Consider the following 14,799-nt stretch of genomic DNA (forward strand, 5'->3'; position numbering starts at 1 on the left):
TTCTATATTCTCTCTTTTCTTGGCGCTCTTGGCGACGCCAGTCGCCTCAACGGGGGGAACCCCCGCACGGCGCTGGCTCGTCTTGGCGGTTGATAAATTTTACAACTCAAGTAGGACTGCTATATCAATATATTTTCACAAATAAGGAATTATTTATAAATGTCACCGAAAGTCTCAATCATTGTCAACTGCTTTAACCAAGGTTGCTACCTTGAACGCTCAGTCAAAAGTGTCTTGTCACAAACATTTCCTGATATTGAATGTTTGATTGTCGATGATGGCTCTACTGATAATACTCGTCAGGTAGCTGAGCAGTTGATGAATTTAGATGAGCGAGTCAAATACTACTATAAAGAAAATGGCGGTCTCCCTTCATCTCGCAATTTTGGCGTCGAAAAAGCACAGGGTGAATGGATTCAATGTCTCGATGCAGATGATTGGATTCATGAAGACAAAACTAGATTTCAACTCAGTTATTTAGAAAAAGTTAATCTCAATGACGACACAGTCTTTTACTGCGATTATGAACGGGTGTTTTTAGATGCGAACCAAAATATTGTCAACACTCAGGAAAATGTCATTGGCTCATTGACTAAAGATGAATTCATTCAACGTTTACTCATTCCCGACTTTCTTGCAGATACACCTCATCCTGCCCTTCAGCAAGCTATGCTGATGAAAAAAAGTATCTTGAGTAAGACAAAGTTTCCGGAATACCTCAAAGCACTGGGGGATAGATATTTTGCTGTCGCTATTTTAATGGCAGGTGCAAATTTCGTTTACACCCCGATGATTGGTACTTACTACACGAAGCATCAGTCAAATCGAACTAATAGTTGGAATTATATGAAAAACTACTATATTATATTTTATGAAAATATTCTCAAGAATTATCCAGAACTGAACAATTGTTGTCAAAGCGGTCTGGAGTTCTTCTTAGAGGAAGCAATTATGGAGAAAGAGGAAGACGATTTTGAAAGATTACTAAAAATAGTTCCTATGCCAGTTCGCTTACTCAACAAAAAAATTACGATAAAAAATAAAAAGCAACTCAAAGTTTTCCATACTATCAGAAAAATCCTCCCAAGTTTCCTACTCTACGAAAAGTATCGCGGTAACCGTACGAATAAAATAATATCCATGCTGTTTTCAAAAATAAAGTTATAAAAAAATCATCAAGAATAATTATGAAGTTTTCATTAATTGTAAGTGACTTAAGCGGTGGTGGGAGTGTTCGCGCCTTTTTGCTAGCACAAGTACTCAAAAAGCTTAACCATGAGGTAGAAATTATCGGTTTTCTTTTTGGGAAAGAACTTTATGCAATCCCTCCCAATGGGATCAAGATTGTTTCCATTCCTGGGAAAAACTATCCTGAGTTTTTCAGTTATAGTCGGCAAGTTTTAGAAAAAATAGATGGAGATATTATTTATGCAGTCAAACCAAAGGTTACGAGTTTTGGTCTATCTCTACTAAAAAAAATCAGCAGCCGTCGTCCTTTGCTTCTGGATATGGATGACTGGGAATTAAGCTGGTATGGAGGTATGAATTGGAAGTATCGTCCGAGTCTGAAGCAATTTGCCAGGGATATTTTAAAGAAAGATGGTGCGTTGAGATTTCCGGATCATCCACTTTATATACAATGGATGGAAAGCTTAGTACAAAAGGCGGATGCAGTAACAATAGATACTCAATTTCTCAAAGAACGTTTTGGCGGTATTTATCTGCCTAATGGTAAAGATACTGCTATGTTCGACCCTAGTATGTACGACTCAAAGGCTAGCCGAATTCGTTATGATCTTGATGACTATCGCATTTTAATGTTTCCAGGTGCACCACGACCACATAAAGGTGTTGAAGATGTCTTGATGGCGTTGGATCGGTTAAACCAGTCGGATTTAAGACTAGTGATTGTCGGTGGCAGTCCTTATGATGATTATGATGATAAACTCATTCAAAGATGGGGGCGTTGGATTATCAAGTTGCCCAAATGTCCTGTTGAAGTTATGCCTGAGGTTGTAGCAGCTGCTCATATTGTGGTTGTTCCTCAGCGAGATACAATCATCGCTCGTGCCCAATTCCCCTTAAAATTAACAGATGGAATGGCAATGGCTAAACCCGTGTTATCAACTAGAGTTGGAGATATTCCAGAAATTTTAGATGAAACTGGTTATTTGATTGACCCTGGTTCACCAGAACAAATTGCAGAGCAAATTGATTTTATATTTGAGAATTTAGAGTCAGCAAATGAGCGAGGTCTCAAGGCAAGAGAAAGATGTATAAAAAAATATAGCCTTGAGACTATGGCATCTACCTTAGAGTCCGTCATTGCTGGGTTATGAGTACTTATAATGTGTGATTTTCAAGGGGGAATTTATAAAATTTCACTAACGCTCAAAATCTGATTTTAAAATTATTTACTTTGATTGATTTGATGGCGTGATTCACTGTTCCCTGTTCCCTGTTCCCTGTTCCCTATTCCCTGTTCCCTGTTCCCTGTTCCCTGTTCCCTGTTCCCTGTTCCCTGTTCCCTGTGTTTCTTGAGAGACAAATCCCCAATGTCTACCAGCAAACTATTACTAAGATTTGCTAAACCGTATCCAGTTTTGACTCTCCTGACAATATTGTTAGGGTTTTCTGGAGCTTTATTTAATGGTGTTAGCACTGCTCTGATTGTTCCAGTCATTTTAAGAATAGTGGGACAAGAAGTGGATTTCAGTGGTGCACCAGCTATTCTCAAAAAACTTATGTCTCCGTTTGATAATATTCCCGAAAATTACCTATTAGGAGTGATGGCGGGGACAATTATCTTCACGATTCTGTTAAAAAATCTAGCGACGTACGCTAGCACTTTAGCATCTAGTACCTTAACGCGCAAAGTCACTTCGGATATGCGCGAAACTGGCTTAATCTTATTGCTACAAATTGATTTATCTTATTACGCCAAGATGAAAGTTGGTGACATCATCAACAGTCTTGGTGGAGAAATTAGCCGTGCTGCAAGTGCTGTTGGTAATACTATTAAGTTAATCATCTTAGGGATTACAATTCTAGTTTTTGTCGGGATACTACTGTCAATTTCCTGGCAATTAACGATTGCTGCTACGGTTTTGCTGTCTTTGGTAACGTTAATAAATCAGTATGCTATTACCCGTGCTAAACAGTTTGGGAAGCAGCTCAGTGATATGTCTAGAGCCTATTCAATCGCTATACTAGAAACTCTCAACGGGATTCGTCTAGTCAAAGCAACGGGTAGTGAACAAAGAGAATATCAACGTATTAGGAAACTCATTCACGAGCGCGAAAAAGCTGACTTTAAGTCTCAGGTTCATTCGGAAGCGATCGCACCACTGAGTGAAGTCATGGGCGTTACAGCTATAATACTGATTGTCTTTTTGAGTCGCACCTTCTTTGCAAACCAAATTGTCTTGCTTTCAACAGTATTACTGACATATTTATTGGTACTACTACGACTGCTACCATTTATTTCTCAGTTAAATACTCTTCGCAGTAGCTTTGCTAGTACTGCTACTAGTGTGGACACAGTTGCTGAGTTCTTAAGCTGGGAGAATAAGCCGTTAATGAGTAACGGCTCAAATGTTTACACAAAATTAAAGAAGGGAGTGCGTTTTGAGTCAGTTTCCTTTTCCTACCCCGGTCATGAAAAATTGGTACTTAAAGATGTAGATTTATACTTACCGCAAGGTACGACACTGGCTTTGGTAGGCGGTTCTGGTGCAGGAAAGTCAACATTGGCAGATTTGTTACCCAGATTTTATGACCCAACATCTGGTTGTATTACCATCGATGACATCGATTTGCGTGATTTCGACTTGCTCTCAATACGACAGGCGATGGGAATTGTTAGTCAAGATACTTTTCTTTTTAATGACTCAGTGTGGAATAACATTGCATACGGACGTCAGTCAGCAACCAAAGAGGAAGTTATCACAGCAGCAAAGCAGGCAAATGCCTATGAGTTTATCAGTGAATTGCCACAGGGATTTAAAACTATTATTGGCGATCGCGGTGTGATGTTGTCTGGGGGACAAAGACAACGCCTGGCGATCGCGCGTGCTTTACTACAAGATCCAGAAATTTTGATTTTAGATGAAGCCACGAGTGCTTTAGATACTGTTTCCGAACGTTTGGTGCAAGAGGCGATAGATAACCTCAGTCGCGATCGCACAACATTAGTCATTGCTCACCGCCTTTCCACAGTGCAAAAAGCCGATCAAATTGCTGTTTTGGATCAAGGAAGTGTGGTGGAGGTGGGAACCCATGAACAACTGTTACAAAAGGGTGGTTACTATTCGCGTCTGTATGCAATGCAATTTGCCGATAAGGCGCAAACTGCTACCAAACGCCAGCAAAACTTAGTGCGCATCTCTGTTGAAATTCGCACGCGGCTTCAGTCTATAATTGGTTCTTTGCGCTTACTACTTGATAATAGACAAAACAATCCTCAACAGCGAGAGAAATTCATAGAAGAATCCTACAAATCAGGCTTAAAAGTTCTCAACAGCATTGATGTTTTGGAAGATATTGTTCACCTACAAACGAACTGGACTTTATCAGCCGCACAGCCAAATCACAGCTTAGCCACCCCAAATCAAAATTTGATAATTATCTGCAATCAGTTTCGGATGACTCTTGAACCTATACTTAACTCTCTAAACTCCCTAGCCAATGATTCGAGAAACACGCCTCAAAGCCAACATAAATTCATCCAGGAAGCTTATCAAGCGCTCACGCGTCTGCTAGAAAATTTAGATCATTTTGAGGATAACCTTAAATTTTAAAATCATGAAAAATACGACTCTTCTGAAAAACTACGTCTTCTTTTTAACAGAAGAGATACCCAAACCAGAAGCTCATATTATAGTATCTGCCAACGCAGCAAACGCAGCCGCAAACTTAGGGTACTCATCAGTTTTGGCATATCCTCGCAAAGGATTAGCAGCTTTCAACCCAATTCATTTAGCTCGTCCATTTCAACCAAGGAAAACACCAGAAGCACTCGTCAAATATTACAACATCCAGGAAAAGCTCAAAGTTGCTCCCTTACCCATGCCTTGGCCTATTGATTATATCAATAGTAAATTCACCGACTCTAACACCATTGCCACAAAATATTATTTTCCGTTCCATATCCTTTCGACAACCAAACTTGTCCACGCTTGGAACTGGAATTTCATCAAAGCTGCAGTTAAAAATGGTGTACCAGCAATTTACGAACACCACCATTACGAAGATAAGCAATTTGAGCCAGAAATTGTGAATCATCCACTGTTTCAAGTCGCTGCTACAGTTACTGATACAGTCCGAGAACACATGATACAACATGGAATGCCGCCAGAAAAAGTCATTACGGTGCACAACGGCTATAATTCCTCGTTTATAATTAGACAACCAGAAAAAATCGCAGAGTGGCGCAAAAAACTTCTCAAAGATGAACGTTCACATTTAGTCGTTTATGCAGGAGCATTAAGAAAATTTAAAGGTATTGATATCCTCGTTGATGTTGCTGCACTCATGCCAAATATTCAAATTGTCTGTGCAGGTGGTGATGAGAAAGAGGTTGCACATTATCAGCAATTAGCAAGAGATTTGCAAGTTAACAACATTACATTCTTAGGATATCTCTTGCACAAAGATTTACCATCTTTGCTACAAGCCGCTGATATTTTAGCTCATCCCCATTGTTCCGGACAAGCTGCAACATTCACATCTCCCCTCAAGCTGTTTGACTATTTAACTTCTGGAAATCCCATTGTCGCAACAGAAATCCCCTCTTTAATGGAGTTTAAGAATACTAACGCTATCGCTGCTTGGTGCGAACCAGATAGTCCTAGTAAATTTGCCGAAGCGATCGCGCAGGTTTTAAAAACTCATCCGAGGAAAGTCGAAGGCTATCAAGATATTATCAACTTTGTGAAGCAGTTTTCTTGGGAAAATCGAGCCGCAAAAATCTTGAGTTATGTTGATGAATCTCTTCGTCCTCCACTTATTGCTTAACTATAGTAGTCCTATTTGATTTTTGAACAGCTAGGTACAGTTTATGTTAACCAGTTATCAGTTATCAGTTATCAGTTATCAGCTATCAGTCATCAGCTACCTACGCAGTACCAGTTATCAGGTAGGAAACGGACTCGTCCACCCCTTGTTCACTGTTTACTGTTCACTGTTCCCTGTTAAGAGTTCCCTAAAGGTAAGGATATGCGACGTGACGAAGTATTAACAATTTTGCAACAGCATTGGACTGTTTTGAAGAACTTTGGTGTTCGATCGCTATCAATTTTTGGTTCTGTCGCACGAGATGAAGCTCGATCTGACAGTGACGTTGATATCTTGATTGAACTTGAACCACCACTCACCTTTGATCGCTATATGGAAATCAAATTTTATTTGGAAGATCAACTTGGAACTAAGGTTGATTTAGTTAGTTGGCGATCGCTGAAACCCTCAATCCGTGATGTTGTTGAAAAAGAGGCTATTCGTGTCGCGTAATATTCGTTTTTATTTAGAGGACATTGTTGGTTGCTGTGCAAAGGTATTACGTTACACCCAAGGCATAACTTTCGAGCAGTTTATCGTGGATGAGAAGACATTTGATGCGGTTGCGCGTAACCTTCAAATCATTGGAGAAGCTGTGAAAAATATTCCTGTGGAAATGCGGGAGGTTGCGCCTGAAATTGAGTGGCGAAAAATTGCGGGTTTAAGAGATATTCTAGCTCATACTTATTTCCAGGTTGAGAACGAAATTATTTGGGATATTGTGCAGAATAAAGTTCAGCCTTTGCAAGAACAAATACAACAGTTGCTGGAAAGTGAGTTTGGCGATAGCGTTTAACCCACGCAGGTGGGTTTCGTCTGTATAACCGTACGTGTGCGACTGTTTGAATGCTGAATCAAAGACTGTGGAGTACACTTAGTAAATATTGGCATCTTTTTTCCATTCTGCTACGAGTGGCTGAATCAAATTGATACGTTTCCCCTGTGCGTCTCCTTATTCTCTCCTCATCATCCACAAATTAATGAAAAATGAGCATCAAAACTATTGGTATGATCAGTAGCTATCCTGGTTTAGATCAAAAACCAGATTGGCTATGGCAACAAACTCCTCATCCTTTTGGTGTTTGGGGTGATATTCAAATCCATTCTACAGCCCCCAAGCCAGATTTTTTATTAATGTATAACTACACATCTTTTCCTGAACCACCGCAAAAGCAGTTGTGGTTTTGGAAAAATAGAAAAGCACAACTTGAATACGAAAAGGCACAGCAAACGTTACAAAATAAACTTATAAACATTCCTAAAGAACGAGTCATTTATCTGTTGCGAGAACCACCTTTAGACGAAGTGGTTGAATTGAATCAAAAATTTTATCAACAGGCTCAAGCATACTGCGGTTATATTTCTGGACCAGATGATTTTGCCCCCACGCCGAATTATATGCCTGCCATTTGGTATTATTCTAACTCATTTCGTGAGTTGAATGATATGCCACCGCCAGAAAAAATTAGACCATGTAGTTGGGTGACATCTGGTATTAGTCGCACAGTTAACCATCGCCAGCGCTTGGAGTTTTTAAAACTGCTGCGAAACAGCGAATTGAAGTTTGATTTATACGGTCGTGGCTTACCAGAGTGGGCACAAGGAGGCGGTGAATTGAGTAATAAATGGTATGGTATGGCTCCATACTATTATAACCTGGCAATTGAAAACTATGCTGACAATAATTGGTATGTGAGTGAAAAGCTATGGGATGCTTTGCTTGCTTGGTGTTTACCAATTTACTATGGAGGTCCTGCTGCCGATAAATTATTACCTCCTGGTAGTTTTTTAAGATTACCAAGTTTGGATGAAAAAGGACTTCTTTACATTCAAGAAGTGACAGCAACAACTGATGCTTGGTATGCAGCCAAGAGTGCGATCGCCGAAGCCAGAGAAATCATTTTGCATAAGTTAAACTTGTTAAATTGGCTCTCGGATTATGTTAAACATTGTTCATAAACATGGGAAATCTCGGAGTTTGTGGAGACTTGAATGACTGAAGGGATTTACGTACTCGCTAACGATATCGTTTTTGACCAGTTAGTAGCTTTCTTAAATAGTATTGAAGCGAATGCTGGCACCAATTATGGCAGCAATACTGGCAAAAACTACCCAGTTTGTATCATTCCTTATGATAACAGATTAGAAAAAGTAAAAGACGAAATCAAAAACAGAAACAATGTAGAAATATTTGCAGATACAGCAGCTATTGCACGTTGGGAAGATTTCGCCACCCAAATCTGGCAAACTCATCCTAGTGCTTTTCAAACTTGGGAACAAAACGGCATCTCGGGAGTTTATCGCCTAGGAATGCATCGTCGTTTTTGCGGCTTCGATGGTCCGTTTGATAAATTTATTTATTTCGATGCTGATATTCTAGTCCTAAATTCTTTAGATTATATTTTTCAGCAGTTAAATCAGAATGACTTCGTTGTTTATGATTTCCAACATAAAGATGCTGCTCATGTCTACAATGTTAAGTCAAATCAGTTGTTAAATGTTTTCCCGCTTGCTCGCATAGATTCGGAAATCTTTTGCGCGGGTATGTATGGAAGCAAAAAGAATATCTTTCATCAAGAAAAACGTAATGAAATTATATCACAACTCAAACAAGATCAAGCAGAAATTTTGTATATGAATGCTCCCGACCAAACAATTCTCAACTACATGGTCATGAAGTCAGGCATATCTAGCTATAATTTTGCCCATCATCTTCCGGAAAATGAAAGAACTGGTTGTTGTGTCACCTCTCCTCATTTTGAAGCCAGAGATAATATCTTGTATGACAAAGGTCATCCGTTAACTTACATTCACTATATCGGTTTATCATCTCAGTTGTTTACCCGCGTTTGTTCTGGAGAAAATATTGATTTTCCTTATCGAGAAATTTTCTTGCATTATCGCTATCTGCATGAACCAGACAAGCGACCAAAGTTCAAGAGTAAGCCGAAAGCTTACAATGCACCACCGAGTTTAGCTACACGCATTTTAAGAAAGTTAGGATTAGCAGGTTGAGGATTATTCAATGAATCGTGGAATTTATATTATTGCGAATGATAAGGTGACTGACCATGCGATCGCACTACTCAACAGTATCCGTTTGCATGATACAGAAACACCAATTGTCATGATTCCTTATGATGATAATTATCACAATATTGCAGATACACTCGAAAAATATTATGGAGTACAAATCTATGAAGACCTAGATTTTATCGATAGATTATCAATCAAATTACATGAGCTTTTTGGAAACAAGTTTTTCGCTCGTCCTAATCAATTTCGCAAGCAAGCTTGTTGGTTTGGACCTTTTGATGAGTTTTTGTACATAGATACAGATATAGTTGTCTTTGAAAAAATTATTGAGAATCTGAATTATCTGAATCAATACGATTTTATTTGTTGTGATTATCAACACGCAGGTGGAATAACTAATGTCTTTACACCAAAAGTTTTAGAAGAAAAAGTCTTTACTGAAGATGAAGTCAAAGATATTTTCAATGGTGGTTTTTGGGGTTCCAAGAAAAATCTTATTTCGGAACAAGATTTGTATGAAACTTTCGCTGAGTGCGCTGCACACCCAGAATATTTCGATTTTTCCCAAAAAACTTCCGACCAACCTATTATCAATTATATGCTCCTGAAGCGAATCCCACGTCGCTTTAACATTGTCCGCAGAGAGGGTAAAGCACCAGGAAATTGGGGAGGAAGTCACCATTTTCAGACTCAGGGAAATATACTGATTGATCCTAAAGTTAATCAACCCCTACAATATCTCCACTGGGCTGGTATTCGGATTGAACCTGGTTGTCCTTATTGGGAGATTTGGGAATATTATCGCAATCTTAATCCGGAACTGACTCCAGCAGTTTTCCCACAAAAACCAAAGAAAAGTCAGTGGGAGCAAACATTGGAGAATTTGAAGAATCAACTCAGAAAAATGAAAGCTAATTTGTAAAATAAACAGGGTAGTTACTATCTACCCTCGTTTAGCTTAATTGGGCAGAAGCCTCTTGCTGTATCTGTACAGTGCGATCAGCCTCCGGCTTATCGCATGTGCGTATCGCCATCGCACGATACTTGCACCACCTCTCAAACTTAATAAATCTTAGTATTTTTTATCACTAAAAATCTCAATAAAAGTACTAAGAAACTTTAAAAGTTTTTTGCAGTCTAGCAATTCAGTGAGACAATCAAACCTATTCTCTTCAATTCAAGCAAGACATGGACGATCGCACAAAGGCTATTCAAGCCCTCACTGCTCAACGCTGGCGAGTCTCGCTGATGCTAAGTGGAGCCATGATGTTTATCTATTTTGGCTTTATTCTGCTGATTGCTTTCAATAAGCCGTTATTGGGTTCACAAATCATTCCAGGACTAAGCCTTGGTATTTTACTGGGAGCGCTGGTGATTGTCTCAGCATGGATATTAATTTTTATTTACGTACGCTGGGCAAACAATAATTATGATGACAAAATTGCAAGACTGACACGCAAATGAAGGGTAGTGGTTAGTCAAACAAGCAATAACTCACAATTCTTCAATTCTTTAATCAAAAATTAAAAATCCAAAATCAAATATGAATAGTTTGTGGTGTTATTTGCCACTGGCGGAAGTGGATATTAAAAATCTCGGTCACTTCAACCCACTGGCAATATTTTTCTTCTTTGTGTTTGTCGCTAGTTCTCTTGGTATTACTTACTGGGCTGCAAAACTTACCAAAAGCACATCCCACTTCTACACTGCTGGAGGTAATATCAGCGGTTTCCAAAATGGGCTAGCTTTAGCAGGAGACTTCATGAGCGCTGCTAGCTTTTTGGGGATTACTGGACTAGTCGCACTCAATGGTTTTGATGGCCTTATTTATTCTATCGGCTTTTTGGTGGGTTGGCCTATCGTTATGTTCTTAATCGCAGAACCTCTGCGTAATTTGGGCAAGTACACCTTTGCTGATGTGGTGGCTTATCGTTTGCGACAAGCACCAGTACGAATAGCTTCTGCTTTTGGTTCATTAGCAGTGATCAGCTTCTACTTAATTGCCCAAATGGTAGGTGCTGGCGAACTTATCAAGCTGCTGTTTGGGTTTGACTATGAATTAGCTGTTGTCATCGTCGGTTGCGTGATGATGGCTTATGTGATTTTCGGTGGGATGATAGCCACAACTTGGGTACAAATTATCAAGGCTATTCTGTTGCTGGGTGGAACTATTTTGCTAGCAATTTTGGTACTAGCGAAATTTGGCTTTAACCCAATGGCACTTTTTAGTAGCGCAGCTGCTAAATATGGAGCAGGTGTCTTGGCTCCTGGTAAACAAGTTTCTGATCCTTTGGATGCGATTTCTTTAGGGATGTCGTTGATGTTTGGGACAGCAGGATTACCCCACATCCTCATGCGGTTCTACACAGTGCCTGATGCTAAATCTGCGCGTTATTCTGTAACATATGCTACAGCTTTGATTGGCGTTTTTTACCTTCTCACCTTCATTCTTGGGTTTGGGGCGATGGTGCTAGTCGGTCAAGATGCTATCAAGCAAATTGGGACTGGTGGTAACATGGCAGCACCAATGTTAGCTGAATTTCTAGGTGGTGATGCCTTTTTAGGTTTTATTGCTGCTGTTTCCTTCGCGACGATTTTGGCGGTGGTTGCGGGGTTAACTCTTTCTGGTGCAGCAGCATTGTCTCACGATTTGTGGGTGAATGTGGTGCGAGGCGGTCATGCTAACGAGACGGAACAGCTAAAGGTGGCTCGCTTTGCAACCATGATGCTGGGAGCAGTGGCGATAGTGCTAGGTATTTTGTTTAAGGGGCAAAACGTAGCTTATATGGTGGGTTTAGCATTTGCGATCGCCGCTAGTGCAAACTTCCCCGCCTTGCTTTTATCTATGCTGTGGCGACGCTTCACCACCTATGGTGCAGTAGCAAGTATGTTGGTGGGTACCCTCTCCTCATTAGTGCTGATTTATTTCTCACCAACTATTCAGGTGACTATCCTCAAGCACGCTTCTGCACCCTTCCCATTGAAAAATCCAGGGTTAATCAGTATTCCTCTGGCGTTTTTGGTGGGTATTGTCGTTTCACTATTAGCTAGCGAACGAGAAGCACAGGAAAAATTTGCAGAAGTTGAAAACCGTATCCATATTGGTTTCAACGGTTAATACTAAGTTGCGTTCAAAGAGATAATTTTATAAACGAACCACGAAGACGCGAAGAGCGCTAAGCAAGAAAAAAGAAGATTACCTGTATGAATGCAACTTGGTATAAGATTATGTTCTTCTCTCAGATGTAGGAATTTGGTTTCCTCCACTATTTTGCTTGTTCAAAATTTTTGAACGAGCGAATAGCAATCTGAAGCACATTCCCGCATAAATTAACTCCTATTTCGACCCCCGATTTCTCGCGAGAAGTCGGGGGTCTTGTTTTTTGACAAATCATTTAGGACTGCTATAGTCGTTTGCTATTCCCTAGACTGATTTGTCTCGTTCTCGCATTTCCTGTCGTCGCATGGGCATAGCATCAATTTCGTCAAAAATAGCTTTCGCTTGCACAGGAGTTGTCTCGCGGCGCTTGACACCACCGTCTTTACCCACTAAGACAGCGATGGGACGCTTCAGTCATGAAGCTGTCGCAGTAGATCCAAAGACGGGCTACATCTACGAAACTGAAGATAGAGGAGATAGCTGTTTTTATCGTTTTGTACCTGCTGTAGGTCTAGCAAATGCGCCTGGACAGTTAGCCAAAGGCGGGACTCTCTATGCTTTGGTGATAAAGGATAAGCCCACACTGAACACGTCAAACAACTCTAACATTGGAGGCGCTGAAGGCTTAATTCCTATCGGTCAGCCTTTACCAGTGGAATGGGTTCAAATAGAAGATGTTGACCCTGTACAAGATACTGTCCGCAAAGAAGCTCAATCTAAAGGTGCAGCGATCTTTTATCGAGGTGAAGGAGCTTGGTACGATAACAATCTTATCTATTTTATTTCCACTCAAGGAGGTCCGCCTGCAGTGGATAGTACGTACGGCAATGGTCAAGTGTGGATTTATAATCCTAGAGAAGAAACAATTACATTATTTGTTGAGGCTTCCCCTAGCGGAGAACTCCTCGATGAGCCTGACAACATTACTGTAGCACCCTTCGGAGACCTCTTCCTTTGTGAAGATGGGGGTGGTGAACAATTCGTTGTCGGGGTCAATCAAAAAGGTGAGCTTTATCAGTTCGCACGTAACGCCATTGTTAGACCAGACCGTAATGGCGAACCTGATAACAGCGAGTTTGCTGGCGCTTGCTTTTCTCCTGACGGTGACACATTATTTGTCAACACTCAAGGTGTTGGTATTACATATTGTATTTGGGGACCGTGGCCGCGCCAATACAGAAAGTTTAGGTAGATTTTGAGGAAAGGATAAAGTAGAATTTTTAAAATTTTATCCTTTATTCCTCATAGTTTTTAGTGAATAAGTTCTACATTAAGAAACCTAGTTGCTTCAAGAAATTGGGTTTCTTTTTTGGCGTCAAACTCTTGTCAAGATATGATAATTTTGAAAAGTTTTTACTTGACATTAATACTAATATAACGGCTATTGTTGTAACTTCAAAAGCGCTATATTATTTAGTGCGATCGCATAAAAGCATTTTTGTTCGGAAAATGGAGACTTCAGGTTGTAGATATTTCATTTTTGTGAGTTCTCCTTTCAAAAGTCGTAAACCAGCAATATTTTGGCAAGAAAAGGTTTTTCTACTAAATTTTGAGGAGATTATAATCAATATGTAATTTTACGAAAGTTTAAGTATTTTGTTTAAGAAAAGTTCGGTTGCTAAATTTCCATTAAGTTGATGAGGAGATAAAGTTATGCTCATACAGTCAGTAGACCCCTCAAAATTATCCAAAGGGGAACTTCCCCATCCACCTGAGTTTGAGCGTGTGGAAGATGAGCGTCTCCATCGCAAACAGCGTTTGGCTGCTGCCTTTCGTTTGTTTGCTCGTTACGGTTTTGATGAAGGTGTTGCTGGACACATCACTGCTCGTGATCCTGAATTCCATGACCATTTTTGGGTTAATCCTTTTGGGATGTACTTTGGTCACATCCGAGTTTCAGACCTGGTACTGGTTAACCACAAGGGTGAGGTCGTTGAGGGTAACAAGCCAGTAAACGCTGCTGCTTTCGCCATACACTCTCAAATCCACCAAGCGCGACCAGATGTAGTAGCGGCTGCTCACACACATTCCCTCTACGGCAAAACCTGGTCAACCTTGGGACGTCTTCTCGACCCGTTGACTCAAGATGCTTGTGCTTTCTATGAAGACCACGCTTTGTTTGAGGACTATACTGGGGTGGTACTGGATTTGGAAGAAAGTCAGCGTATTGCCAATACTCTGGGACTAAAAAAAGCGGCGATTCTTCGCAACCACGGCTTACTGAGTGTTGGTCATTCAGTGGATGAGGCAGCATGGTGGTTCATCACAATGGATCGCTGCTGTCAATCGCAGTTGATGGCCCAAGCAGCAGGAAAGCCAGTGCTGATTAACCCCGACACTGCTAGTCTGACTTATCGTCAAGTTGGCTCACATTTCATGGGTTGGTTCAATTTCCAGTCACTGTATGACATGATTGTCCGTCAGCAACCTGACTTGCTGGATTGAGTAAGATTCTTCTTGCTGCTTTGGGGGAGGATCCGCGCGAACGTCGTATGCGCAAAGCGCACGCCTTACGGCGTTAGCGTAAGCGCAAGCGCACGCTAAGAGCG

Annotated in this window: 13 protein-coding genes and 1 pseudogene; 13 read left to right on the forward strand and 1 reads right to left on the reverse strand. The window is 40.5% G+C overall.

The features are described 5' to 3' along the window. The first annotated feature begins 159 nt into the window (after positions 1-159). From DP116_RS07590 to DP116_RS07640, 11 genes are all read left to right on the forward strand, one after another. Positions 160-1,167, forward strand: coding sequence for a glycosyltransferase family 2 protein (locus DP116_RS07590; protein ID WP_169154603.1), 1,008 nt, complete (start codon positions 160-162; stop codon positions 1,165-1,167). A 20-nt stretch (positions 1,168-1,187) separates the two neighbouring features. Beyond that, a complete protein-coding gene (locus DP116_RS07595) occupies positions 1,188-2,339 on the forward strand; it encodes a glycosyltransferase family 4 protein (protein ID WP_169154604.1) in 1,152 nt (383 codons plus the stop codon). Between the two features lie 216 nt (positions 2,340-2,555). Beyond that, positions 2,556-4,799 (forward strand): ABC transporter ATP-binding protein, encoded by a 2,244-nt coding sequence (locus DP116_RS07600; RefSeq protein WP_169154605.1) that lies wholly within the window; start codon positions 2,556-2,558, stop codon positions 4,797-4,799. Positions 4,800-4,803: 4 nt separating this feature from the next. After that, positions 4,804-6,015, forward strand: coding sequence for a glycosyltransferase family 4 protein (locus DP116_RS07605; RefSeq protein WP_169154606.1), 1,212 nt, complete (start codon positions 4,804-4,806; stop codon positions 6,013-6,015). Positions 6,016-6,216: 201 nt separating this feature from the next. After that, on the forward strand, positions 6,217-6,507 hold the full coding sequence (locus DP116_RS07610; RefSeq protein ID WP_169154607.1) for a nucleotidyltransferase family protein: 291 nt from the start codon (positions 6,217-6,219) through the stop codon (positions 6,505-6,507). Next, on the forward strand, positions 6,497-6,850 hold the full coding sequence (locus tag DP116_RS07615) for a HepT-like ribonuclease domain-containing protein (RefSeq protein WP_169154608.1): 354 nt from the start codon (positions 6,497-6,499) through the stop codon (positions 6,848-6,850). Before DP116_RS07610 ends, DP116_RS07615 begins: the two co-directional genes overlap by 11 nt. Positions 6,851-7,041: 191 nt before the next feature. Continuing rightward, positions 7,042-8,013 carry a glycosyltransferase family 10 domain-containing protein gene (locus DP116_RS07620; RefSeq protein WP_169154609.1) on the forward strand — a complete coding sequence of 324 codons (972 nt, stop codon included), beginning with the start codon at positions 7,042-7,044 and terminating at the stop codon, positions 8,011-8,013. 33 nt (positions 8,014-8,046) lie between these two features. Continuing rightward, entirely contained in the window at positions 8,047-9,069 is a 1,023-nt protein-coding gene (locus DP116_RS07625; RefSeq protein WP_169154610.1) for an Npun_R2821/Npun_R2822 family protein, read from the forward strand. Between the two features lie 10 nt (positions 9,070-9,079). Continuing rightward, positions 9,080-10,012, forward strand: coding sequence for an Npun_R2821/Npun_R2822 family protein (locus DP116_RS07630; protein WP_169154611.1), 933 nt, complete (start codon positions 9,080-9,082; stop codon positions 10,010-10,012). 266 nt (positions 10,013-10,278) lie between these two features. Next, complete coding sequence (locus tag DP116_RS07635; RefSeq protein WP_169154612.1) at positions 10,279-10,554, forward strand: DUF485 domain-containing protein; 276 nt, start codon at positions 10,279-10,281, stop codon at positions 10,552-10,554. 79 nt (positions 10,555-10,633) lie between these two features. Then, positions 10,634-12,208, forward strand: coding sequence for a sodium:solute symporter family transporter (locus DP116_RS07640; protein ID WP_169154613.1), 1,575 nt, complete (start codon positions 10,634-10,636; stop codon positions 12,206-12,208). A gap of 306 nt (positions 12,209-12,514) precedes the next feature. On the opposite strand, the gene DP116_RS07645 is transcribed toward DP116_RS07640, so the two are convergent. Next, positions 12,515-12,640 (reverse strand): DUF4174 domain-containing protein, encoded by a 126-nt coding sequence (locus tag DP116_RS07645; protein ID WP_339381646.1) that lies wholly within the window; start codon positions 12,638-12,640, stop codon positions 12,515-12,517. A gap of 7 nt (positions 12,641-12,647) precedes the next feature. On the opposite strand from DP116_RS07645, the pseudogene DP116_RS07650 reads away from it, so the two are divergent. Both DP116_RS07650 and DP116_RS07655 read left to right on the forward strand, forming a co-directional pair. Then, positions 12,648-13,442: pseudogene (locus DP116_RS07650) on the forward strand (alkaline phosphatase PhoX); the annotation flags it as partial. Between the two features lie 461 nt (positions 13,443-13,903). Beyond that, complete coding sequence (locus DP116_RS07655) at positions 13,904-14,695, forward strand: class II aldolase/adducin family protein (protein WP_169154614.1); 792 nt, start codon at positions 13,904-13,906, stop codon at positions 14,693-14,695. The last annotated feature ends 104 nt before the right edge of the window (positions 14,696-14,799 follow it).

The sequence above is a fragment of the Brasilonema bromeliae SPC951 genome (assembly GCF_012912135.1).
Taxonomy (GTDB): domain Bacteria; phylum Cyanobacteriota; class Cyanobacteriia; order Cyanobacteriales; family Nostocaceae; genus Brasilonema; species Brasilonema bromeliae.

Coding starts and splice junctions, on each gene's coding strand:
- DP116_RS07600 (WP_169154605.1), top strand. CDS start 2,556: ATGTCTACCAGCAAACTATTACTAAGATTTGCTAAACCGTATCCAGTT.
- DP116_RS07640 (WP_169154613.1), top strand. CDS start 10,634: ATGAATAGTTTGTGGTGTTATTTGCCACTGGCGGAAGTGGATATTAAA.
- DP116_RS07620 (WP_169154609.1), top strand. CDS start 7,042: ATGAGCATCAAAACTATTGGTATGATCAGTAGCTATCCTGGTTTAGAT.
- DP116_RS07655 (WP_169154614.1), top strand. CDS start 13,904: ATGCTCATACAGTCAGTAGACCCCTCAAAATTATCCAAAGGGGAACTT.
- DP116_RS07590 (WP_169154603.1), top strand. CDS start 160: ATGTCACCGAAAGTCTCAATCATTGTCAACTGCTTTAACCAAGGTTGC.
- DP116_RS07630 (WP_169154611.1), top strand. CDS start 9,080: ATGAATCGTGGAATTTATATTATTGCGAATGATAAGGTGACTGACCAT.
- DP116_RS07625 (WP_169154610.1), top strand. CDS start 8,047: ATGACTGAAGGGATTTACGTACTCGCTAACGATATCGTTTTTGACCAG.
- DP116_RS07610 (WP_169154607.1), top strand. CDS start 6,217: ATGCGACGTGACGAAGTATTAACAATTTTGCAACAGCATTGGACTGTT.
- DP116_RS07635 (WP_169154612.1), top strand. CDS start 10,279: ATGGACGATCGCACAAAGGCTATTCAAGCCCTCACTGCTCAACGCTGG.
- DP116_RS07605 (WP_169154606.1), top strand. CDS start 4,804: ATGAAAAATACGACTCTTCTGAAAAACTACGTCTTCTTTTTAACAGAA.
- DP116_RS07595 (WP_169154604.1), top strand. CDS start 1,188: ATGAAGTTTTCATTAATTGTAAGTGACTTAAGCGGTGGTGGGAGTGTT.